17 protein-coding genes are annotated in these 21,024 nt (G+C 60.5%); 9 read left to right on the forward strand and 8 right to left on the reverse strand.

What is annotated here, in order from left to right; all coding sequences use genetic code 11:
- Positions 1–3 precede the first annotated feature (3 nt).
- From murD to lpxC, 9 genes are all read left to right on the forward strand, one after another.
- A complete protein-coding gene (gene murD, locus AB4P91_RS10845) occupies positions 4–1,350 on the forward strand; it encodes a UDP-N-acetylmuramoyl-L-alanine--D-glutamate ligase (RefSeq protein WP_395604768.1) in 1,347 nt (448 codons plus the stop codon).
- Positions 1,347–2,564 carry a putative lipid II flippase FtsW gene (gene ftsW, locus AB4P91_RS10850; protein WP_047303079.1) on the forward strand — a complete coding sequence of 406 codons (1,218 nt, stop codon included), beginning with the start codon at positions 1,347–1,349 and terminating at the stop codon, positions 2,562–2,564. The genes murD and ftsW overlap by 4 nt, the downstream gene beginning before the upstream one ends.
- Positions 2,554–3,624, forward strand: coding sequence for an undecaprenyldiphospho-muramoylpentapeptide beta-N-acetylglucosaminyltransferase (gene murG, locus AB4P91_RS10855; protein WP_150592673.1), 1,071 nt, complete (start codon positions 2,554–2,556; stop codon positions 3,622–3,624). The genes ftsW and murG overlap by 11 nt, the downstream gene beginning before the upstream one ends.
- Entirely contained in the window at positions 3,617–5,077 is a 1,461-nt protein-coding gene (murC, locus tag AB4P91_RS10860) for a UDP-N-acetylmuramate--L-alanine ligase (protein WP_150592674.1), read from the forward strand. Before murG ends, murC begins: the two co-directional genes overlap by 8 nt.
- Positions 5,074–6,033 (forward strand): D-alanine--D-alanine ligase, encoded by a 960-nt coding sequence (locus AB4P91_RS10865; RefSeq protein ID WP_150592675.1) that lies wholly within the window; start codon positions 5,074–5,076, stop codon positions 6,031–6,033. The genes murC and AB4P91_RS10865 overlap by 4 nt, the downstream gene beginning before the upstream one ends.
- A gap of 4 nt (positions 6,034–6,037) precedes the next feature.
- Positions 6,038–6,904 carry a cell division protein FtsQ/DivIB gene (locus AB4P91_RS10870; RefSeq protein ID WP_047303073.1) on the forward strand — a complete coding sequence of 289 codons (867 nt, stop codon included), beginning with the start codon at positions 6,038–6,040 and terminating at the stop codon, positions 6,902–6,904.
- Positions 6,905–6,919: 15 nt separating this feature from the next.
- Positions 6,920–8,179 carry a cell division protein FtsA gene (gene ftsA / locus AB4P91_RS10875; protein ID WP_047303071.1) on the forward strand — a complete coding sequence of 420 codons (1,260 nt, stop codon included), beginning with the start codon at positions 6,920–6,922 and terminating at the stop codon, positions 8,177–8,179.
- Between the two features lie 103 nt (positions 8,180–8,282).
- Positions 8,283–9,479, forward strand: coding sequence for a cell division protein FtsZ (gene ftsZ / locus AB4P91_RS10880; protein WP_042560977.1), 1,197 nt, complete (start codon positions 8,283–8,285; stop codon positions 9,477–9,479).
- 112 nt (positions 9,480–9,591) lie between these two features.
- The gene (gene lpxC, locus AB4P91_RS10885; RefSeq protein ID WP_007939852.1) at positions 9,592–10,503 is read left to right on the forward strand and encodes a UDP-3-O-acyl-N-acetylglucosamine deacetylase; all 912 of its coding nucleotides are present in this window, start codon (positions 9,592–9,594) and stop codon (positions 10,501–10,503) included.
- Here the strand turns inward: lpxC and AB4P91_RS10890 are convergent.
- The 8 genes from AB4P91_RS10890 to AB4P91_RS10925 form a co-directional block, all read right to left on the reverse strand.
- Positions 10,476–10,631, reverse strand: coding sequence for a hypothetical protein (locus AB4P91_RS10890; protein WP_395604769.1), 156 nt, complete (start codon positions 10,629–10,631; stop codon positions 10,476–10,478). The genes lpxC and AB4P91_RS10890 overlap by 28 nt on opposite strands.
- Before the next feature lie 74 nt (positions 10,632–10,705).
- Positions 10,706–12,214 carry a sensor domain-containing diguanylate cyclase gene (locus AB4P91_RS10895; RefSeq protein ID WP_395604770.1) on the reverse strand — a complete coding sequence of 503 codons (1,509 nt, stop codon included), beginning with the start codon at positions 12,212–12,214 and terminating at the stop codon, positions 10,706–10,708.
- Positions 12,215–12,359: 145 nt separating this feature from the next.
- On the reverse strand, positions 12,360–13,676 hold the full coding sequence (locus AB4P91_RS10900; protein WP_395604771.1) for an OprD family porin: 1,317 nt from the start codon (positions 13,674–13,676) through the stop codon (positions 12,360–12,362).
- 193 nt (positions 13,677–13,869) lie between these two features.
- Positions 13,870–14,091: a hypothetical protein gene (locus AB4P91_RS10905; protein WP_150592678.1), complete on the reverse strand. Its 222-nt coding sequence runs from the start codon at positions 14,089–14,091 to the stop codon at positions 13,870–13,872.
- 306 nt (positions 14,092–14,397) lie between these two features.
- Complete coding sequence (locus tag AB4P91_RS10910) at positions 14,398–15,762, reverse strand: heavy metal sensor histidine kinase (RefSeq protein WP_150592679.1); 1,365 nt, start codon at positions 15,760–15,762, stop codon at positions 14,398–14,400.
- On the reverse strand, positions 15,752–16,429 hold the full coding sequence (locus AB4P91_RS10915) for a heavy metal response regulator transcription factor (RefSeq protein ID WP_007916978.1): 678 nt from the start codon (positions 16,427–16,429) through the stop codon (positions 15,752–15,754). Before AB4P91_RS10915 ends, AB4P91_RS10910 begins: the two co-directional genes overlap by 11 nt.
- Positions 16,430–16,437: 8 nt before the next feature.
- On the reverse strand, positions 16,438–19,539 hold the full coding sequence (locus tag AB4P91_RS10920; protein ID WP_395604772.1) for a multidrug efflux RND transporter permease subunit: 3,102 nt from the start codon (positions 19,537–19,539) through the stop codon (positions 16,438–16,440).
- Complete coding sequence (locus AB4P91_RS10925) at positions 19,536–20,696, reverse strand: efflux RND transporter periplasmic adaptor subunit (protein ID WP_395604773.1); 1,161 nt, start codon at positions 20,694–20,696, stop codon at positions 19,536–19,538. Before AB4P91_RS10925 ends, AB4P91_RS10920 begins: the two co-directional genes overlap by 4 nt.
- Positions 20,697–21,024 lie beyond the last annotated feature (328 nt).

The following is a 21,024-nucleotide window of genomic DNA, read 5'->3' on the forward strand; positions in this document are numbered from 1 at the left end:
CGAGTGTCTCTGATCGCTTCTGACCACTTCCGCATCGTTGTCGGCCTCGGCAAGAGCGGCATGTCCCTGGTTCGCTTCCTGGCGAACCGGGGCACGTCGTTTGCCGTGGCCGATACGCGGGAGAATCCACCGGAACTGGCCACGCTCAAGCGTGACTATCCGCACGTGGAAGTGCGTTGTGGCGAGCTGGACGTTGAATTCCTCTGCCGTGCCGACGAGCTCTACGTGAGCCCCGGCCTGGCGCTGGCGACCCCGGCCCTGCAAGCCGCTGCGGCCCGTGGCGTGAAACTGTCCGGTGACATCGAGCTGTTCGCGCGTAACGCGAAAGCGCCGATTGTGGCCATCAGCGGTTCCAACGCGAAAAGCACCGTCACCACCCTGGTCGGCGAGATGGCGGCTGCGGCCGGCAAACGTGTGGCGGTGGGCGGCAATCTCGGTACCCCGGCGCTGGATCTGCTCAGCGACGACGTCGAGTTGTACGTGATGGAGCTGTCGAGCTTTCAGCTGGAAACCACCGATCAGCTCAACGCTGAAGTGGCGACCGTGCTGAACATCAGCGAAGACCACATGGATCGCTACAGTGGCCTGCCGGCGTATCACTTGGCCAAGCACCGCATTTTCCGCGGTGCCAGGCAGTTCGTGGTCAACCGTCAGGATGCACTGACCCGTCCGCTGATGGGCGAGGGCCAGCCATGCTGGACGTTCGGCCTGACCAAACCTGATTTCAAGGCATTCGGTATCCGCGAAGAAGAGGGCGAGAAGTACCTGGCCTTCGAATTCCAGAACCTGATGCCGGTCCGCGAGCTGAAAATTCGTGGTGCGCACAACCAGTCCAACGCACTGGCGGCGCTGGCGCTCGGCCATGCGGTCGGCCTGCCATTCGACGCGATGCTCGCGGCCCTGCGCACCTTCGCCGGTCTCGAACATCGCTGCCAATGGGTGCGTGATCTGGACGGCGTCGCTTACTACAACGATTCCAAAGCCACCAACGTTGGCGCCGCACTGGCGGCGATCGAAGGCCTGGGTGCGGACATCGACGGCAAGGTCATTCTGATCGCCGGTGGTGATGGCAAAGGTGCCGAGTTCAACGACCTGCATGATCCGGTGGCAGCCAACTGCCGCGCCGTGATCCTGATGGGTCGCGACTCCGACAAGATCGGCGCGGCCATCGGCGATGGCGTGCCACTGATTCGCGCAACTTCCCTGGTGGATGCTGTCGCGCAATGCCGCGCCGCCGCCCAACCGGGTGATGTGGTGCTGCTGTCGCCGGCCTGTGCCAGCTTCGACATGTTCAAGAATTACGAAGACCGTGGTCACCAGTTCGTCCGCGCCGTGGAGGAATTGGCATGAACCTGAGAAACATCATCAAACCGTACCCGTCGCCGCTGATTACCGGGCGCGGCATCGATCTCGACTTCCCGATGCTCGCCGGTTGCCTGGCGCTGCTCGGCCTGGGCCTGATCATGATCGCTTCGGCCTCCACCGAAGTGGCAGCCGCGCAGTCGGGCAGTCCGCTGTATTACATGATCCGCCACCTTATCTATGTGGTGCTGGGATTGGGCGCGTGCATCATCACCATGATGATTCCGATCGCCACCTGGCAACGCCTTGGCTGGTTGATGCTGCTGGGTGCGTTCGGCCTGCTGATCATGGTGATCATCCCGGGGATCGGCCGTGAGGTTAACGGTTCGATGCGCTGGATCGGTTTCAGCTTCTTCAACGTGCAGCCCTCGGAGATCGCCAAGGTATTCGTGGTGATTTACCTCGCCGGTTATCTGGTGCGTCGCCAGAAAGAAGTGCGCGAGAGCTGGATGGGTTTCTTCAAGCCGTTCATCGTGCTGCTGCCAATGGCCGGCCTGTTGCTGATGGAGCCGGACTTCGGTGCCACCGTTGTCATGATGGGTGCGGCGGCGGCGATGCTGTTCCTTGGCGGGGTCGGCTTGTTCCGCTTCTCGCTGATGGTGGTGCTGGCGGTCGGGGCCGTGGTCTTGCTGATTCAGATGCAGCCTTACCGGATGGCGCGTCTGACCAACTTCGCCGACCCGTGGGCCGACCAGTTCGGCGCCGGTTATCAGTTGTCGCAAGCGCTGATCGCGTTCGGTCGTGGTGAATGGCTGGGCGTGGGCCTGGGCAACAGCGTGCAAAAGCAGTTCTACCTGCCGGAAGCGCACACCGACTTCGTGTTCTCGGTACTCGCCGAAGAGCTCGGCGCGGTGGGTTCGCTGTGCACCGTGGCGCTGTTCGTGTTCGTGTGTATCCGCGGCATGTACATCGGTCTGTGGGCCGAGAAAGCCAAGCAGTTCTTCGCTGCTTATGTGGCATACGGCCTGTCATTCCTGTGGATTGGTCAGTTCCTGATCAACATCGGTGTGAACGTCGGCCTGCTGCCAACCAAGGGTCTGACCTTGCCGTTTCTCAGTTACGGCGGCAGTTCGCTGGTGATCTGCTGTGCCTGCCTTGGCCTGTTGCTGAGGATCGAGTGGGAGAGTCGAACCCATTTGGGCAGTGAAGAGATGGAATTCCATGAGAGCGACTTCGCCGAGGAGCCGAATCATGGGCGCTAACGTATTGATCATGGCCGGCGGAACCGGCGGCCACGTATTCCCGGCGCTGGCCTGTGCCCGCGAGTTTCAGGCGCGCGGCTACACCGTGCACTGGCTCGGCACCCCACGCGGGATCGAGAACGAACTGGTGCCGGCCGCCGGGCTGGAGCTGCACCGCATCAACGCCAGTGGCCTGCGTGGCAAGGGCAAGCTGTCGCTGCTCAAGGCGCCGCTCATGCTGCTCAAATCGGTCTGGCAGGCACGGGCGATCATTCGTCGGCTGCGTCCGGTGTGTGTGGTCGGCTTCGGTGGCTACGTGACCGGCCCCGGTGGTCTCGCGGCGAAACTGGCCGGTGTGCCGGTGATCGTTCACGAGCAGAACGCCGTCGCCGGCACCGCCAATCGGTTGCTGGTGCCGTTCGCCGCCCGAGTGTGTGAAGCGTTCCCCGACACCTTTACTCTGTCGGACAGCCGCCGTACCACCGGTAACCCGGTGCGCAGCGAGCTGTTCCTCGAAACACCGCGACCTGCTCTGGCCGGTCGCAAAGCGCGTTTGCTGATCCTGGGCGGAAGCCTTGGCGCAGAACCGTTGAACAAGTTGCTGCCTGAAGCGCTGGCGCAAGTCGCTGTCGATTTGCGTCCGGAAGTGTTCCATCAGGCTGGCAAAAACCACGATGAAGTGACTGCAGAGCGCTACCGCGCCGCCGGCGTGGAAGCGCAGGTGCAGCCGTTCATCAAAGACATGGCCCAGGCCTATGGCTGGGCTGACCTGGTGGTGTGCCGTGCAGGCGCGTTGACCATCAGTGAGCTGGCTGCCGCCGGTCTGCCCTCGATGCTGGTGCCTTTGCCCCATGCGATCGACGATCACCAGACCCGCAACGCCGATTATTTGGCCCGTGAAGGCGCTGCCTTCCTGATGCCGCAAAGAACGACTGGTGCCGCGGACCTTGCCGCGCGCCTGACAGAGGTCTTGATGCAACCGCAACGACTCGAAGAAATGGCCCAAGCGGCCCGCCGTCTGGCGAAACCCGATGCCACCCGTAGCGTGGTCGATACCTGTCTGGAGGTGGTCCATGGTTGAGAATCAGAAAGCCATGCCGCAACCGGAAATGCGCCGCATCCGTCGCATCCACTTCGTCGGTATCGGCGGCGTGGGCATGTGCGGCATCGCCGAAGTGTTGTTGAACCTGGGCTATGAAGTGTCCGGTTCCGACCTGAAAGCCTCGCCGGTCACCGAGCGTCTGGAATCGTTCGGCGCGAAGATCTTCATCGGCCACCGCGCCGAGAACGCCGCCGCCGCCGATGTGCTGGTGGTGTCGAGCGCCGTCAACACTTCCAACCCGGAAGTGGCGACTGCACTGGAACGCCGCATCCCGGTGGTGCCGCGTGCCGAAATGCTGGCTGAGCTGATGCGCTATCGCCACGGCATCGCCGTTGCCGGTACCCACGGCAAAACCACCACGACCAGCCTGATTGCTTCTGTGTTCGCCGCCGGTGGTCTCGATCCGACGTTCGTGATCGGTGGGCGTCTGAACGCTGCCGGCACCAACGCGCAACTCGGCACCAGTCGTTACCTGATCGCCGAAGCCGATGAAAGCGACGCGAGCTTCCTGCACTTGCAGCCGCTGGTGGCCGTGGTCACCAACATCGACGCCGATCACATGGCGACCTACGGCGGCGACTTCAACATACTGAAGAAAACCTTCGTCGAATTCCTGCACAACCTGCCGTTCTACGGTTTGGCGGTGATGTGCCTGGACGATCCGGTCGTGCGCGAAATCCTGCCGCTGGTCAAACGTCCAACCGTGACATACGGCTTCAGTGAAGACGCCGACATCCGTGCGATCAACGTGCGTCAGCAAGGCATGCAGACCTTCTTTACCGTGCTGCGCCCTGATCGAGAGCCGCTGGATGTGTCGGTGAACATGCCGGGCAACCACAACGTGCTCAATTCGCTGGCTACCATCTGCATCGCCACCGACGAGGGCGTCAGCGATGAAGCCATCGTTCAGGGCCTGTCGGGCTTCCAGGGTGTCGGTCGACGTTTCCAGGTCTACGGCGAACTGCCGGTGGACGGCGGCAGTGTGATGCTGGTCGACGACTACGGCCACCATCCGACCGAAGTCGCGGCCGTGATCAAAGCCGTGCGGGGTGGCTGGCCGGAGCGCCGTCTGGTGATGGTTTACCAGCCGCACCGCTACAGCCGCACCCGCGATCTGTACGACGACTTCGTCAATGTGCTGGCTGACGCCAACGTGTTGCTGTTGATGGAAGTCTATCCGGCCGGTGAAGAACCGATCCCGGGCGCCGACAGCCGCAAGCTGTGCAACAGCATTCGGCAGCGCGGTGCGCTCGACCCGATCTACATCGAGCGGGGCGTCGATCTGGCGCCGCTGGTCAAGCCGCTGTTGCGCGCCGGCGACATCCTGCTGTGCCAGGGCGCTGGTGATATCGGCGGTCTCGCGCCGAAGCTGTTGAAAAGTGAATTGTTCGCTGGCGCCGTGGCCGCGCCGGTCGAGGGGAAGTTGAAATGACTGCTGCCTACGCCAATCTGTTCTCCACCATCGCGCCGAAAGACTTCGGCCGTGTCGCCGTGCTGTTCGGTGGCCTGAGTGCCGAGCGTGAGGTGTCGTTGAAATCCGGCAACGCCGTGCTCGAGGCGCTGCAGAGCGCTGGCGTGGACGCGTTCGGCATCGACGTCGGCGACGATATTCTGCAGCGTCTGTTGAGCGAAAAAATCGATCGCGCCTTCATCATTCTCCACGGTCGTGGCGGTGAAGACGGCTCCATGCAGGGCCTGCTCGAGGTCGCCGGCATTCCCTACACCGGCAGCGGCATTCTGGCTTCGGCACTGGCGATGGACAAACTGCGCACCAAGCAGGTCTGGCACAGCCTCGGGATTCCGACGCCGCGTCACGCCGTGTTGTGCAGCGAAGCCGATTGTATTTTGGCAGCGACGGAACTGGGCTTCCCTTTGATCGTCAAACCGGCGCATGAAGGTTCAAGTATCGGGATGGCCAAAGTGAGTTCTGCGTCCGAGTTGATCGACGCATGGAAAGCGGCCAGTACCTACGATTCGCAAGTGTTGGTCGAGCAATGGATTCAAGGTCCGGAGTTCACCATCGCCACCCTGCGTGACCAGGTGTTGCCTCCAATCGCCCTGGGTACACCGCACACGTTCTACGACTACGACGCCAAGTACATCGCCAACGATACCCAGTACCGCATTCCGTGCGGGCTGGATGCCGCCAAGGAAAAAGAACTCATGGATCTCACGGCCAAGGCCTGTGAGGCGCTGGGTATCGCCGGTTGGGGCAGGGCGGATGTGATGCAGGACGCCGACGGGCAGTTCTGGTTCCTGGAAGTGAACACCGCACCGGGCATGACCGATCACAGTCTGGTGCCGATGGCGGCCCGTGCTGCCGGTCTGGATTTCCAGCAACTGGTACTGGCCATTCTGGCTGCCAGCGTAGAAGAGGCGCGAGGTTAAGACGATGCAAGGCGCACAGCTCAGACATCAGCCACCCGCACCCGGCCGCAAGCCGGTGCCGCGGGGTGCCAGCCGAATGGTGGCCAAAGAGCCGATGTCCGCGCGCCTGCCAAAAGCCAACTTCGGTTTTGTGAAAAGCCTGTTCTGGCCAGTGCTGCTGGTGGTGCTCGGGTTCGGTACTTACGAAGGTGCGCAGCGGTTGCTGCCTTACGCCGACCGGCCGATCGCCAAAATCGCCGTGCAGGGCGACCTGAGCTACATCAGCCAGCAAGCGGTGCAGCAGCGAATCGCCCCGTTCGTCGCGTCGAGCTTCTTCACCATCGACCTGGCCAGCATGCGTAAAGAGCTTGAGCAAATGCCCTGGATTGCCCATGCCGAAGTGCGTCGGGTGTGGCCGGATCAAGTGGTGATCCGCCTCGAAGAGCAACTGCCGATAGCGCGTTGGGGCGACGAGTCATTGCTCAACAACCAGGGCCAGGCGTTTACGCCCAGGGAGCTGGCGAACTACGAACACCTGCCACAACTGTTCGGCCCACAGCGGGCTCAGCTGCAAGTGATGCAGCAATACCAGGTGCTGAGCCAGATGCTCCGGCCTATGGGCTTCTCGATTGCACGCCTGGAATTGCGTGAGCGAGGTAGCTGGTTCCTGACCACCGGTGCCGGCAGTTCCGGCCCCGGCATCGAATTGCTGCTGGGACGCGGCAACCTCGTGGAAAAGATGCGCCGCTTTATCGCCATCTATGACAAGACGCTTAAAGAACAGATTACGAACATTGCGCGCATCGATCTGCGCTACGCCAACGGCCTTGCTGTTGGCTGGCGGGAACCAGTAGCGCCGACGGCAGCCCAACCCGCTGTCGCAAAGAATTAAGAAGAGGCAGGACCCATGGCAAACGTGCAAAGCGGCAAAATGATCGTCGGTCTGGATATCGGCACCTCCAAGGTGGTGGCGCTGGTAGGCGAGGTCTCGGACGACGGCACGCTGGAAATCGTCGGTATCGGTACACATCCGTCCCGCGGCCTGAAAAAAGGCGTGGTGGTGAATATCGAGTCCACCGTGCAATCGATCCAGCGCGCGATCGAAGAAGCCCAACTGATGGCGGGCTGCCGCATTCACTCGGCGTTCGTCGGCGTGGCGGGTAATCACATCCGCAGCCTGAACTCCCACGGCATCGTTGCGATTCGTGATCGCGAAGTCAGCTCGGCCGACCTTGAGCGCGTGCTCGACGCCGCCCAGGCTGTCGCGATCCCGGCTGATCAGCGTGTGCTGCATACCCTGCCGCAGGATTACGTGATCGATAACCAGGAAGGCGTTCGCGAACCCCTGGGCATGTCCGGCGTACGTCTGGAAGCCAAAGTTCACGTGGTTACCTGCGCCGTCAACGCCGCACAGAACATTGAAAAATGCGTGCGCCGCTGCGGTCTGGAAATCGACGACATCATTCTGGAGCAACTGGCGTCCGCGTATTCGGTGCTGACCGATGACGAGAAAGAGCTGGGCGTGTGCCTGGTCGACATCGGCGGCGGTACCACCGACATCGCGATCTTCACCGAAGGCGCGATCCGCCACACGGCCGTGATCCCGATTGCCGGTGATCAGGTGACCAACGACATCGCCATGGCGTTGCGCACCCCGACCCAGTACGCCGAAGAGATCAAGATCCGTTACGCCTGCGCCCTGGCCAAACTGGCTGGCGCCGGCGAAACCATCAAGGTGCCAAGCGTTGGCGACCGTCCCCCGCGTGAACTGTCGCGTCAGGCCCTGGCCGAAGTGGTCGAGCCGCGTTACGACGAGCTGTTCACCCTGATCCAGGCCGAACTGCGTCGCAGCGGCTACGAAGACCTGATTCCGGCCGGCATCGTCCTGACCGGCGGTACGTCGAAGATGGAAGGCGCCACTGAGCTGGCCGAAGAAATCTTCCACATGCCGGTACGCCTCGGTGTCCCGCACGGTGTGAAAGGTCTGGATGACGTGGTGCGCAACCCGATTTATTCCACTGGCGTTGGCTTGTTGATGTACGGCCTGCAAAAGCAGTCCGACGGAGTGTCGTTCTCCGGCATCGGCAGCCGCGACAGCTACAGCAGCGAAGAGCCTCAGGCGCCGCTGCTCGACCGACTGAAAAAGTGGGTCCAGGGCAATTTTTAAAAGCCGCGCGAAGCGACAAGCTTCAAGCGGCAAGCAACAGCAGTAGATACACGGCAACAAACAGCAGTAGGCGAAAAAACTAGAGAATGTAAGGAGAGGGAAAATGTTCGAACTCGTAGACAACATCCCCGCAAGCCCGGTAATCAAAGTTATCGGTGTTGGCGGTGGCGGCGGCAACGCTGTCAATCACATGGTCAAGAGCAACATCGAAGGCGTTGAATTCATCTGCGCCAACACGGATGCTCAAGCGCTGAAATCCATCGGCGCGCGGACCATCCTGCAACTGGGCACCGGCGTGACCAAAGGTCTCGGCGCTGGCGCCAACCCTGAAGTAGGTCGTCAGGCCGCTCTCGAAGACCGTGAGCGCATTGCCGAAGTCCTGCAGGGCACCAACATGGTGTTCATCACCACGGGCATGGGCGGTGGTACCGGTACCGGTGCTGCGCCGATCATCGCCGAAGTGGCCAAGGAAATGGGCATTCTGACCGTTGCGGTCGTGACTCGTCCGTTCCCGTTCGAAGGCCGCAAGCGCATGCAGATCGCCGACGAAGGTATCCGTCTGCTGTCTGAAAGCGTCGACTCGTTGATCACCATTCCTAACGAGAAGCTGCTGACCATCCTCGGTAAAGACGCGAGCCTGCTGTCGGCTTTCGCCAAGGCCGACGATGTACTGGCCGGTGCCGTTCGCGGTATCTCCGACATCATCAAGCGTCCGGGCATGATCAACGTCGACTTCGCCGACGTACGTACCGTGATGAGCGAAATGGGCATGGCGATGATGGGCACTGGCTGCGCCAGCGGTCCGAACCGTGCACGTGAAGCCACCGAAGCAGCAATTCGCAACCCGCTGCTCGAAGACGTGAACCTGCAAGGCGCACGCGGCATTCTGGTGAACATCACCGCCGGTCCTGACCTGTCCCTGGGTGAGTACTCCGACGTGGGTAGCATCATCGAAGCCTTCGCATCCGAGCACGCCATGGTCAAGGTCGGTACCGTTATCGATCCGGACATGCGTGACGAGCTGCACGTCACCGTCGTTGCCACCGGTCTGGGCGCGAAAATCGAGAAGCCTGTGAAGGTCATCGACAACACCGTTCACACGTCCATGGCGGCTTCTCAGGTTCAGCAACCGGCTCCGTCCCGTCAGGAAGCGCCAGCGGTGAACTACCGCGATCTGGATCGTCCGACCGTCATGCGCAACCAGGCTCAGGCCGGTGCTGCGGCTGCCGCGAAGATGAATCCGCAAGATGACCTGGACTACCTGGACATCCCGGCATTCCTGCGTCGTCAGGCCGATTGATGGAATGTATCAGGGCTATGAAGGTGATTGGTGTTCAGCAAAGGCTCGGTCTGCTATTATCGCCAGCCTTTGTTGATACCAGTTCGCAATTTGCGCTGAAGCGGCCCAAGCCATGATTAAACAACGCACACTGAAAAATATTATCCGTGCCACAGGTGTAGGCCTGCACTCCGGTGAGAAGGTCTATCTGACCCTCAAGCCTGCGCCTGTCGACACTGGCATTGTGTTTTGTCGCGCTGACCTCGACCCTGTGGTGCAGATTCCTGCCCGCGCGGAAAACGTCGGTGAAACCACTATGTCGACGACGCTGGTAAACGGCGACGTCAAAGTGGACACGGTAGAGCACTTGCTCTCGGCCATGGCTGGCCTGGGCATCGATAACGCCTACGTCGAGCTCTCCGCGTCCGAAGTCCCGATCATGGATGGCAGCGCTGGACCCTTCGTATTCCTGATTCAATCGGCTGGCCTGGAAGAACAGGACGCCGCCAAGAAATTCATCCGCATCCTGCGTGAAGTGACAGTGGAAGACGGCGACAAGCGCGCCACTTTCGTCCCTTTCGAAGGGTTCAAGGTGAGCTTCGAGATTGATTTCGATCACCCGGTTTTCCGGGACCGCACCCAGAGTGCAAGCGTGGATTTTTCCAGCACTTCGTTCGTAAAAGAAGTCAGCCGCGCCCGTACTTTCGGCTTCATGAGTGATATCGAGTACCTGCGCAAGCACAACCTCGCACTCGGCGGCAGCGTTGAAAACGCAATCGTGGTCGATGCCGATGGCGTACTGAACGAAGACGGCCTTCGCTATGAAGACGAATTCGTGAAGCACAAAATCCTCGATGCCATTGGCGATCTGTACCTGCTGGGCAATAGCCTGATTGGTGAGTTCAAAGGCTTCAAGTCCGGTCATGCACTGAACAACCAGCTGCTGCGCAAATTGATTGAGCAGACAGATGCGTGGGAAGTGGTGACGTTCGAAGACGCCAGTACCGCACCCATCTCTTACATGCGCCCTGTTGCGGCGGTGTAAGTAAAAAACCTCTCTAGTTTTTTGAAGGCCATCTGCGGATGGCCTTTTTTTATGCCTGGTGTTTTTGTGTTGCCTGAGCTGACCTCATCGCTGGCAAGCCAGCTCCCACAGGTTTCTTCGTTTTCCATAGATATCCACAGCACCACAAATCCATGTGGGAGCTGGCTTGCCAGCGATGGGGCCGATACGGGCAAAGCATTAATCAGGCAGCCACCACCACCCGATTGCGCCCACTTTCCTTGGCCTGATACAACGCCTTGTCCGCCGCGAACAGCAACTGCTCCAGGGTCATCTCGCTCGTTGTCGTCCACGAAGCGATACCGATACTCACCGTCATCGGCCACTCGGCCCCTGCGACCAACGGCAATTGTTCCACCGCCAGCCGAATATGCTCGGCAATCTGCTGCGCGCCCGCACTGTCGGTCTCGGCAACAATCACCGAAAACTCCTCGCCGCCGTAACGCGCCACCAGATCCGTCGGCCGTCGCACATTCGCCGTGATCACGTTGGCCAATTCGCGCAACGCCTGATCCCCTGCCTGATGGCCGTGCCGGTCGTTGAACGCCTTGAAGTGATCGGCGTCGATCATCATCACCGACAGCGGTTTGCCCGAGCGCTGGGCGCGAAACCATTCATGGCGCAGCGACTGATCGAGCATTCGCCGGTTGGCCACCCCGGTAAGCGCATCGGTGGCGGCCAATTGCGCCAGTTCGTGTTCGGCGCGGTGACGCAGGCGCAGTTCACGCACGAGCAGCCAGGTCAGCCAGAGCAGGCCTAGGCACAGCACGCCGGTGGCGCCACTGATCAGTATTGCGGTGCGACGCCAGGCGGCGAATACCTCGTCGCTGGACAACGCGACGATCACCGTCAGCGGCAGGTTACCGACCCGCGAATAGGTGTAGAGCCGCTGCTGATAATCCATGCTCGACGTGCTGGTAAAACTGCCGTTGCCACTTCTGTCGTTCAGAATCCGCACCACATTGGGTCGATTGCCGAAACTTTTACCGACGGAGTCGCTTTGCAGGTATGGCTTCTGCGCCAGCAACACGCCATCGTTGTCGATGATGTTCAGTGTGCTGCCATTGCCGATGTCGAGGGTGTTGAATAATTGGTCGAAGTAATTGAGCTTCAACGATGCCACGGCCACGCCGACGAACTCGCCGGTGTCCGAGGAAATACGTCGACTGAAGCTGAGGCGCCATTGATTGGCCTCATCGCAGTCGCAACGGGTCTTGAACGGTCGGCTGATAAACATGCCGACATCGCGGTTGAAGGCATGGGCGAGAAAGTAATCGCGGTCAGCGAAGTTGCCCGGTTTCGGCACGAGCTGCGATGAGTCGGCAACCACATTGCCGAGCTTGTCGAGCAACAGGATATCGCCCTTGAAGCGCGCAGTGGTCGAGCGATCAAACAGTGCCAGATGGCGGATCTGTGGGGTCAGGTCACGCAGGTCATCACGCTGCGACGTGGCGATCAGGCCTTGCAGCGTCAGGTCGTATAACTCGACGGTGCGCAGTACGTCGGCGTCGATCAACTGGGCGATGGTGGCGGCGCTGCGGGTGCCTGACTCCTGAGCGCTGGCGTGCTCACGAATCAACAGGAACGTGACGATGCACGCGATCGCGATCACGCTCAGCAGGCTGCCGACAATCAGGAGCCGCTCGGGGCGTCCGGTCTTGCCCGCAACAGGTGGGGTACGGCTCGCGATCATGGTGGGGTTATCGGTTGGGGAGTCTTATAAGCGTAGTAGGGCAAACACGGCAGCCAAAGCCAGAATCGATTCCCAACGTGGGAGCAAGTCTGCTCGCTCCCACAGGGTACATCACTACATTCCAGACGGTGTTATAGCGCCGATCTTAGAAGACGTTGATCGGGTAGTCGACGATCACGCGATATTCATCTGTGTCCGAATCAATTCCGCCATAACCGTTGCCAACCCGATGAGTGGCCCATTGCAGGCGCACTGCGAGGTCTTTCGCCTGACCGCTTTGTACGACGTACTTCAAGTCGAGATCGCGTTCCCAGTGCTTGGCGTTGCTACCGTCGGCGCTGTACCAATTGGAATACCCCAGGCTGCTCGGGTCAGCCTTGCTCAAATCAACCTTCCCCCGCGAGTAGGACACCGCCGAGGTCAGTCCCGGCACGCCGACACCGGCAAAGTCGTAGGCGTACTTGAGCTTCCACGAGCGCTCGTTCGGGCCGTTGAAGTCCGAGTATTGCTGGGAGTTGTCGAGGTAAACGCTGTCGCCCTGGCTGATGTAGTCGAACGGCGTGTTGCCGTTGACCCGTTGGTAAGCGGCGGTGACGCTATGGCTGCCGATGCCGACGGTGAAATGCAGGCTGTAGGTGTTGTTGTCGATGTTGCCGAGCAGCGCGTCGCCGGTGTCCTGGGTGTGATAGAAGTGCAGGCCCGGGTTGAGGCTGACCTGGTCGTTCAGCTGCCAGGTGTAATCCAGGTCGTAGTAATACTGGTTCCAGATGTCCTTGAGCTCGGACGCATACAGGCTGCTGGTCAAGCCTTCGGCACCGCTCCAGGCCACACCGGCCCAGTTCAGGTGGCGGCTTTCGTCGCCCTCGGCCAGCGTGCCGTACGAAGTGCCGATGCGCTGGTGACCACTTTGGTTGTAAGGCTTGGTGAAACTGGCCTGGCCGCCTTCGATCAACCAGCCATCGAAACTGTGGTTGGTCAGGCTGACGCCACGGAACGTCTGCGGCAGCATGCGCGTGTCGCCGCCGGCAATCACCGGGTTGGTGAGGAACAAGTCACCAGCCTTCAATTCGGTGTCGAACGCACGCATTTTCAAAGTACCGCCGGCTGTCGAAAACGCGCCCGGTGCCTTACCGTTGCCATCGCTGATCGGCAGGATGCTGGAGCCATCCGTGCCGCCACCGCCGTCGAGTTTCAGCCCGAGCATGGCGTGGGCATCAATGCCGAAACCGACTGTGCCTTGGGTGTAGCCCGACTGGAATACCCCGAGAAAACCCTGACCCCACTCGATGTTGTCGTCCGCCTTCTGCAGGCGGTTGCGATTCATGTAGTAGTTGCGGGCGTTGAGGTTGAGGCTCGAGCCTTCGATAAAACCTTCTGGCGCGGGCTCATCAGCGTGAACGGCGGGGGCAATCGTTGCGGCAATTGCAATGAACAGTGGAGTGAAACGGACTGGGTAACGCACGTGCGGTAAAGCTCCTTGGGTCAACGGCACCTCAATGTTCCGAGGCGCGAAATGTTTCTTGTTGTAAAAGACGCACCAAACAGCTTTCAGACCACAACGAAAAAAGGCCGCTGAATGGCAGCGGCCTGGAATGACGACGGTTGAACGGGAAGAGCCAAACAGCCGCGTCGAGGGAAACGGAGCGATGTGCGACTCAGCTGTCTTTCTCGGAGGCTTGAGCCTGGGTTGCGGCAGCCTGAGGGGTCTGCGTCGCGTCTTTGGCCTTGGCCATCATTTCTGTCTGATGCTGATCATACGCCTGGGCCCGAGCGCTGTTGTGCGCAACGAACGCCGGGGACTCTTCAGCCATCGCCATCGGCGACAGGATCAGTGAGGACAAAACGAAAGCGCTGGCAATACCCATACTGTTGGACATCTTGAAAACCTTCTTGCTTGGCAAGTGCTGTTTGGTGCGGGCAAAGATAAGGTTGCCGGGGCTTGGGAAACAGCGTGATTTTCATAAATGACTATTGCGCAGGAGGTAAAAGTCGAACCCTGCGTTGGTGCCAAGAGCCTACCCCCTCACCCCAGCCCTCTCCCCCAAGGGGGCGAGGGGGAAAGGGAGCCGATCGGGGGCTTTTGAGAAACTGAGTTCGACAGGATATTTCAGTTCAGTGTAACTCGGGAGAGCAACGCGGTCGGTCCCCTCTCCCTCCGGGAGAGGGTTAGGGTGAGGGGCTTTTCAAACCGGCAAACAAATCCCAAACGTATTCATCCCCCGATCACTGCGCACAAACACATCCCCGCCATGCATCAGCGCAATCGCTTTCACGATCGCCAGCCCCAGCCCATGGTTGTTCCCACTGTTGCTGCGCGAAGCATCCACCCGATAAAAGCGCTCGAACAACCGTGGCAGATGCTCAATGGCAATCGGCGAGCCGGGGTTGGTGACGCCGATGCTGACTAGATGTTCTTCTACCTCAATCCGCACCTTGATCACCTGACCCGGCCCGGTGTGTTGCACTGCGTTGCTCAATAGATTGATCAATGCCCGACGCAAATGCGCGACTTCGATCTGCACCTGCGCATCGCCGCTGACCTGCACCTGAACCTGCGCGTCTTCGAGAATGAAATCCAGATACTCCAGCGTGGTTGCCACTTCATCGGCCAACGATGTCGACGTCAGTTTGGTCGCCTTGTTGCCCTGATCCGCACTGGCCAGAAACAGCATGTCGTTGATGATCGAGCGCAGCCGCTCCAGCTCTTCGAGATTGGATTGCAGCACTTCGAAGTAATGTTCAGCCGAACGCCCGCGCGTCAATGCTACCTGGGTCTGGCCAATGAGATTGGTCAGCGGCGAACGCAGTTCGTGCGCCACGTCTGCATTGAACGACTCCAGTCGCGAATAGGCCATTTCGACCCGCTCCAGCGTCGAGTTGAACGAGTTGACGAACTGTTCCAGCTCCGGTGGCAATGGCGACAATCGCAAGCGACCGGCTCGCAGCGGCGGGGTCAGGCGTTGGGCTTCGTGGGACAGTTTGATCAGCGGCTTGAGGCCGATCCGCGCCACCCAATACCCCAGCGCCGAGGCCAACAGCACGCCGACAATTGCCAGGCTGATCAAGGCGATCAGCAAATGATGCTGGGTCTGGTGAAAGGTCTCGGTATTGATGCCGATCATAAAACGCAGCGGCGGGCGCTGATCCTTGGCAGGGAACTGGCTGACCAGCACTTTCAGCGGAAAAGGCTGATCCGGCAATTGCAGGTCACGCATGCCCAGCGGGCCATTGGCAAACTCGCGGATCTGCGGGGTCAAACTGCCGTATTCGTACTGTGGATCGCTGCTGCTGATCCAGAAGCTGATGCGTTTATCCTCTTCGCCCAGCAACTTGAGTTTGTTGTTGATTTTCACCCAGTGCTCTGGAGTGCCGAAGCGGCCAACGGTGGATTCGAGCACGCTATAGCGCGCATCCAGCTCGGCTTCCGGGAGCAATCCCAAGCCTTTATCCACCTGTTGATACAGCGCGCCGCCGATCAACAGAAACACCAGCAGCGCCACCAAGGTGAACATTCCGCTCAGGCGCAGGGCAATCGAGTTACTGGACACCACGACTCTCCAGCACATAACCCATGCCACGAATGGTGTGCAGCAGTTTCTCGTCGAACGGGCCGTCGAGCTTGGCGCGCAGGCGTTTGATTGCCACCTCGACGACGTTGGCATCGCTGTCGAAATTGATGTCCCAGACCATTTCGGCGATGGCGGTTTTCGAGAGGATTTCACCCTGGCGGCGGGCGAGGACACTGAGCAACGAGAACTCTTTGGCGGTCAGGTCCAGGCGCGTGCCGGCGCGAGTCGCCTTGCGGCTGATCAGATCTATCCACAGGTCGGCGATGCTCACCTGTACCGGCTCATGCCCGCCACTGCGCCGGGTCAGCGCTTGCAGACGCGCGACCAGTTCGAGGAAGGAAAAGGGTTTGCCCAGGTAATCATCGGCGCCGTCGCGCAGGCCTTTGATCCGGTCTTCAACCCGCTCGCGGGCGGTGAGCATGATCACCGGAGTTTGCTTGCGCGCACGCAATGCGCGCAGCACGCCGAAGCCGTCGAGGCCCGGCAACATGACGTCGAGGACGATCACCGCGTAGTCGCTTTCCAGCGCCAGGTGCAGGCCTTCGACGCCGTCGCGGGCCAGGTCCACGGTGTAACCCTGTTCCGTCAGACCGCGGTGCAGATAGTCCGCGGTTTTTTCCTCGTCTTCGATAATCAGAACGCGCATGACCCGCCTCAGTCTGTGGTCGCCAACGCCGGTACGGGCGCAGGTTTGGGTCTATGGAAAAGTCGCTCAAGCCACAAGTATATGACCGGCGTGGTAAACAGCGTCAGCATCTGGCTGACCAGCAAGCCGCCCACTACCGCGATCCCCAGCGGCTGGCGCAGTTCGGCGCCGGTGCCGTAGCCGAGCATCAGCGGCAAGGCACCGAGCAGCGCGGCGAGAGTGGTCATGATGATTGGCCGGAACCGCGTGATGCACGCTTCGAAAATCGCATCCTCAGGTGACATCCCGCGTTGACGTTGGGCTTCGAGGGCGAAGTCGATCATCAGGATGCCGTTCTTCTTCACAATGCCGATCAGCAAGACCAGCCCGATCAGCGCCATGATCGAAAAATCCTGGCCGCAGATCCACAACATGATCACCGCGCCCAAACCCGCTGCCGGCAAAGTCGAAATGATCGTCAGCGGATGCACGAAGCTCTCATAAAGCACACCGAGAATGATGTACACCGCCACCAGCGCCGCGAGAATCAGCCACGGCTGGCTGGCCAGCGAACTCTGGAATGCCTGCGCCGCCCCCTGGAAGTTGCCGCTGATCGCGGTCGGCATGCCGATTTCGGCCTTGGCCTGATTGAGCAGAATCACCGCATCGCCCAGCGCCACGCCGGGCGCCAGGTTGAACGACATGTTGGCGGCCGGAAACATACCGTCATGGGCAATCGACAGTGGGCCAATGGTCGGTGCATCGAATCTGGCCAGCGCCGACAGCGGCACCATTGCCCCGCTCAGCGGCGAGCGCAGGTAGAAATAGTTAAGGCTTTCGGCCTTGCCGCGCTGTTTGGTGTCCAGCTCCAGAATCACGTTGTACTGGTTGACCTGAGTCTGGAATTCATTGATCTGGCGTTGGCCGAACGCATCGTACAGCGCCTCGTCGACATCGCTGGCAGTCAGGCCGAAACGCGCCGCCGCGCTGCGGTCGATGCTGATGTGAGTGATGCTGCCACCCAGTTGCAGGTCGTTGGAAATGTCGCGAAACGCCGGGTTGCTGCGCAGTTTTTCGGTCAGGCGCTGGGTCCAGGTGGCGAGCGTCGCGCCGTCGTTGCTTTTGAGTACGTATTGGTACTGCGCGCGACTTGGGCCGGAGCTGAGGTTGATGTCCTGGCCGGCACGCAGATAGAGCACGATGCCGGGGACTTTCATCAGTTGCGGACGAATCCGGTCGATGAACTGGCTGGCGCTGACGTCACGGTCGCCGCGTTTCTTCAGGGCGATCCAGAAGCGCCCGTTGGCGATGGTCTGGTTACTGCCGGAAACACCCACCGAGTGAGAAAACGCCTGTACTGCCGGGTCGGCGGCGACGATTTCGGCCATGGCCAAGTGTTTTTTCACCATGTCGCCGTAGGAAATGTCCGCAGCAGCCTCAGTCGTACCGAGCACGAAGCCCGTGTCCTGCACCGGGAAGAAACCCTTGGGGATAAGGATGTAGCCGGCGATGGCCAACGCAAGGGACAAACCGAACACGCCGATCATCAATTTCTGGTGGGCGAAGGCGCGGCGCAGGCCTTTCTCGTACCCACCAAGCAAGCGTTCACTAAAACCCGGTTTCGCGTGGGCGTGATGCACCGGTTTGCGCATGAACAGCGCCGCGAGGGTCGGCGCCAACGTCAGCGAAACCACCACGGAAATCATGATGGTCGAGGTGGCGGTCAGGGCAAACTCCTTGAAAAGTCGCCCGACCACGCCGTCCATGAACAACAGCGGAATAAACGCTGCCACCAGCGAGAAACTGATCGAGACCACGGTGAAACCGATCTCGCCTGCGCCTTTGATCGCCGCCTCGCGCATATCATCGCCGGCCTCCAGGTGCCGGTGAATGTTTTCCACCACCACAATCGCGTCATCGACCACAAATCCCACCGCCACCACGATGGCGACCAGGGTCAGGTTGTTCAGGCTGAACCCGAGGATGTACATCAGCGCGAAACTGGCGATCAGCGACACACCGAGCACTGCCGAGACAATCAACGTTGCCGACAACTGACGCAAAAACAGCGCCATCACCGCCACCACCAGCAGGATCGCGATCAACAAGGTGATCTCGACCTCGTGCAGGGAGGCGCGGATGGTCTGGGTGCGGTCGATCAGTACGTCGACCTGCACAGAGGCCGGCAGCATGGCCTCGAGGGCGGGCAGGGCGGCCTGAATCCGGTCCACGGTTTCGACGATGTTGGCGCCCGGTTGGCGCGAGATCACCAGGTTTACCCCCGGTCGATCACCCGCCCACGCTTGCACATAATCATCTTCCGAACCGTTAACGACGCTGGCGACATCTCTTAGGTGGACCGGGGCGCCATTCTTGTAGGAAACGATGAGTTGGCTGTAATCCTCGGGATGGAATAACTGGTCGTTGGTCGACAGCGTGGAAATACTCGACTCGCCGTACAGCGCACCTTTGGCCAGGTTGAGGCTGGTTTGCTGAATCGCCAGACGAATGTCGGCGAGGGTCAGACCGATGGCCGCGAGTTTATCTGCCGAAGCCTGAACGCGAATCGCCGGACGTTGCTGACCGGTAATGTTGATTTGGCCTACACCGTCGATCTGACTGATCTGACGGGCCAGCAGGGTTTCCACCAGATCGCTGAGTTCGGTGCCGGGCATCTGCGTCGAAGTGACACTCAGGATCAGCACAGGGCTGTCGGCGGGGTTGACCTTCCTCCAGGTCGGCAGCGTCGGCATGTCCTTGGGCAGCTTGCCGGCGGCGGTGTTGATCGCCGCCTGGACTTCCTGCGCGGCCGTGTCGATGCTTTTGTCGAGGCTGAACTGCAGGGTCAGCAGGGTCGAGCCCAAAGCACTGCTGGAAGTCATCTGGGTCATGCCGGGGATGGCGCTGAATTGCACCTCCAAAGGCGTGGCCACGGACGAGGCCATGGTGTCGGGGTTGGCGCCGGGCAATTTTGCGGACACCTGAATCGTAGGAAATTCCGCTTCCGGCAGTGGGGCAATTGGCAAGCGCGGGAAAGCAAGGATGCCGACCAGCACCAGTGCGAGGGTGTGCAGAATCGTCGCCACCGGGTGATCAATGCACCACGTCGAAACCCCTTTGTGCGCCTTCATGGTTTCGGCTCCGCCTGCACCACTTGCGGCGGCTCGGTCATGACTTGCACGGTCGAACCGGGTTTGAGCCGCGACTGGCCATCGGTTACCAGCACGTCACCGGCCTTCACACCTTTGATGATGTCCTGACCGCTGCCCTGATAAACCATCTGCACTTGCACGGCTTCCACCTTGTCGCCATTCACTCGGTAAACGAAGTGTTGGTCGAGACCGCGTTGTACGACGGTGGGCGGTACGACCAGCGCATTTTTGTCGAGGGCCGTCTGAATTTTTACCGTCACCAGCAGGCCCGGCCAGAGCTTCTGGCTGGCGTTGGCGAATTCGGCTTTGGCGCGGATGGTGCCGGTGTTGGCGTTGATCTGGTTGTCGATCAGGGTCAGGTGACCTTCGCCGAGCAGGTTGCCGGTTTCTCCATCGGTGTCGGCACCGATGTAGGCTTTGACCTGTGCGTGTTGCGGGTCGGCGATCAGGCCTTGCAGGGTCGGCAGCATTTGTTGTGGCAGGGAGAACTCGACGGCAATCGGGTCGATCTGGGTGACGGTGAACAGGCCCTGGGTGTCGGTCATGCGCAGGAAGTTGCCCTCATCGACTGTGCGAATACCGACGCGGCCGGTGACCGGGGAGCGAATCTGCGTGTAGGAAAGTTGTACCTGCGCTGCATCAATCGAGGCCTGGTTGCCTTGGGCGCTGGCTTTCAGTTGGTTCACTAGAGCCTGTTGCTGGTCGTAGGTCTGCTTGGAGACGCCGTCATCGACGCTGAGCAGTTTGTAGCGCTTGAGGTTGACCTGGGCGACTTGCAGTTGCGCCTGGCTCTCGCCGAGTTGGGCGCGGGCCTGGTCGAGGCTGGCGCGGATCGAGCGGTCGTCGATGGTGGCGAGCAGGTCGCCTGCTTTTACTAACTGACCTTCCTTGACGAGGATTTTGGTGAGGGTGCCGTCGATTTGGGGGCGTATGACCACGCTGTGCAGGGACAGCACCGAGCCGATGCCGCTGGTGTAGCGGGGAACGTCTTTTTCGCTGACGGCGATCACGCGCACCGGGATGGCGGTAGGGGTGGCGAGTTTGGTCGGGGCGGGTCTGGTTGCAAGCCACAGGCCTGCGGCTGCCAAGGTAATCAACAGGATGGCTAGCAGGGCTTTGTGCTTTTGGATTCGCATGCTTTAGGGCGCCAAGGTTTGGAGTTCGGGCAGATTGGGTCGGTTATAAACCAGTGTGGGGGTCAGGAGGGTGACGGCTAGCTGTCAGCGCTGTCAGTTTCGTTTTGTGTACATATTCGTTGCTGTGGTAACGGCCACTTAGGGTTCCGCCCTTACGGCGGGTCACTTTTCCAATCACCTCGGTCAGTCCCCTCTACCACTGGGAGAGGGCCAGGGAGAGGGGCTTTTGATGCATGGCGCCGAAGCGCGAGTTCGACCTGGTGTTGCAATGGTGGCAGCCAGCCCGCTAGTCATGACGATAGAGCTGCGTGGACGGCATCGTGACCAC

It is taken from the genome of Pseudomonas sp. B21128 (assembly GCF_044218865.1).
Lineage (GTDB): Bacteria > Pseudomonadota > Gammaproteobacteria > Pseudomonadales > Pseudomonadaceae > Aquipseudomonas > Aquipseudomonas iridis.

What these genes read in the sequence shown, in the direction of transcription:
- ftsW (WP_047303079.1), top strand. Translation starts at nt 1,347, where the DNA reads ATGAACCTGAGAAACATCATCAAACCGTACCCGTCGCCGCTGATTACC.
- murG (WP_150592673.1), top strand. Translation starts at nt 2,554, where the DNA reads ATGGGCGCTAACGTATTGATCATGGCCGGCGGAACCGGCGGCCACGTA.
- murC (WP_150592674.1), top strand. Translation starts at nt 3,617, where the DNA reads ATGGTTGAGAATCAGAAAGCCATGCCGCAACCGGAAATGCGCCGCATC.
- AB4P91_RS10865 (WP_150592675.1), top strand. Translation starts at nt 5,074, where the DNA reads ATGACTGCTGCCTACGCCAATCTGTTCTCCACCATCGCGCCGAAAGAC.
- AB4P91_RS10870 (WP_047303073.1), top strand. Translation starts at nt 6,038, where the DNA reads ATGCAAGGCGCACAGCTCAGACATCAGCCACCCGCACCCGGCCGCAAG.
- ftsA (WP_047303071.1), top strand. Translation starts at nt 6,920, where the DNA reads ATGGCAAACGTGCAAAGCGGCAAAATGATCGTCGGTCTGGATATCGGC.
- ftsZ (WP_042560977.1), top strand. Translation starts at nt 8,283, where the DNA reads ATGTTCGAACTCGTAGACAACATCCCCGCAAGCCCGGTAATCAAAGTT.
- lpxC (WP_007939852.1), top strand. Translation starts at nt 9,592, where the DNA reads ATGATTAAACAACGCACACTGAAAAATATTATCCGTGCCACAGGTGTA.
- AB4P91_RS10890 (WP_395604769.1), bottom strand. Translation starts at nt 10,631, where the DNA reads ATGGAAAACGAAGAAACCTGTGGGAGCTGGCTTGCCAGCGATGAGGTC.
- AB4P91_RS10895 (WP_395604770.1), bottom strand. Translation starts at nt 12,214, where the DNA reads ATGATCGCGAGCCGTACCCCACCTGTTGCGGGCAAGACCGGACGCCCC.
- AB4P91_RS10905 (WP_150592678.1), bottom strand. Translation starts at nt 14,091, where the DNA reads ATGTCCAACAGTATGGGTATTGCCAGCGCTTTCGTTTTGTCCTCACTG.
- AB4P91_RS10915 (WP_007916978.1), bottom strand. Translation starts at nt 16,429, where the DNA reads ATGCGCGTTCTGATTATCGAAGACGAGGAAAAAACCGCGGACTATCTG.
- AB4P91_RS10920 (WP_395604772.1), bottom strand. Translation starts at nt 19,539, where the DNA reads ATGAAGGCGCACAAAGGGGTTTCGACGTGGTGCATTGATCACCCGGTG.
- AB4P91_RS10925 (WP_395604773.1), bottom strand. Translation starts at nt 20,696, where the DNA reads ATGCGAATCCAAAAGCACAAAGCCCTGCTAGCCATCCTGTTGATTACC.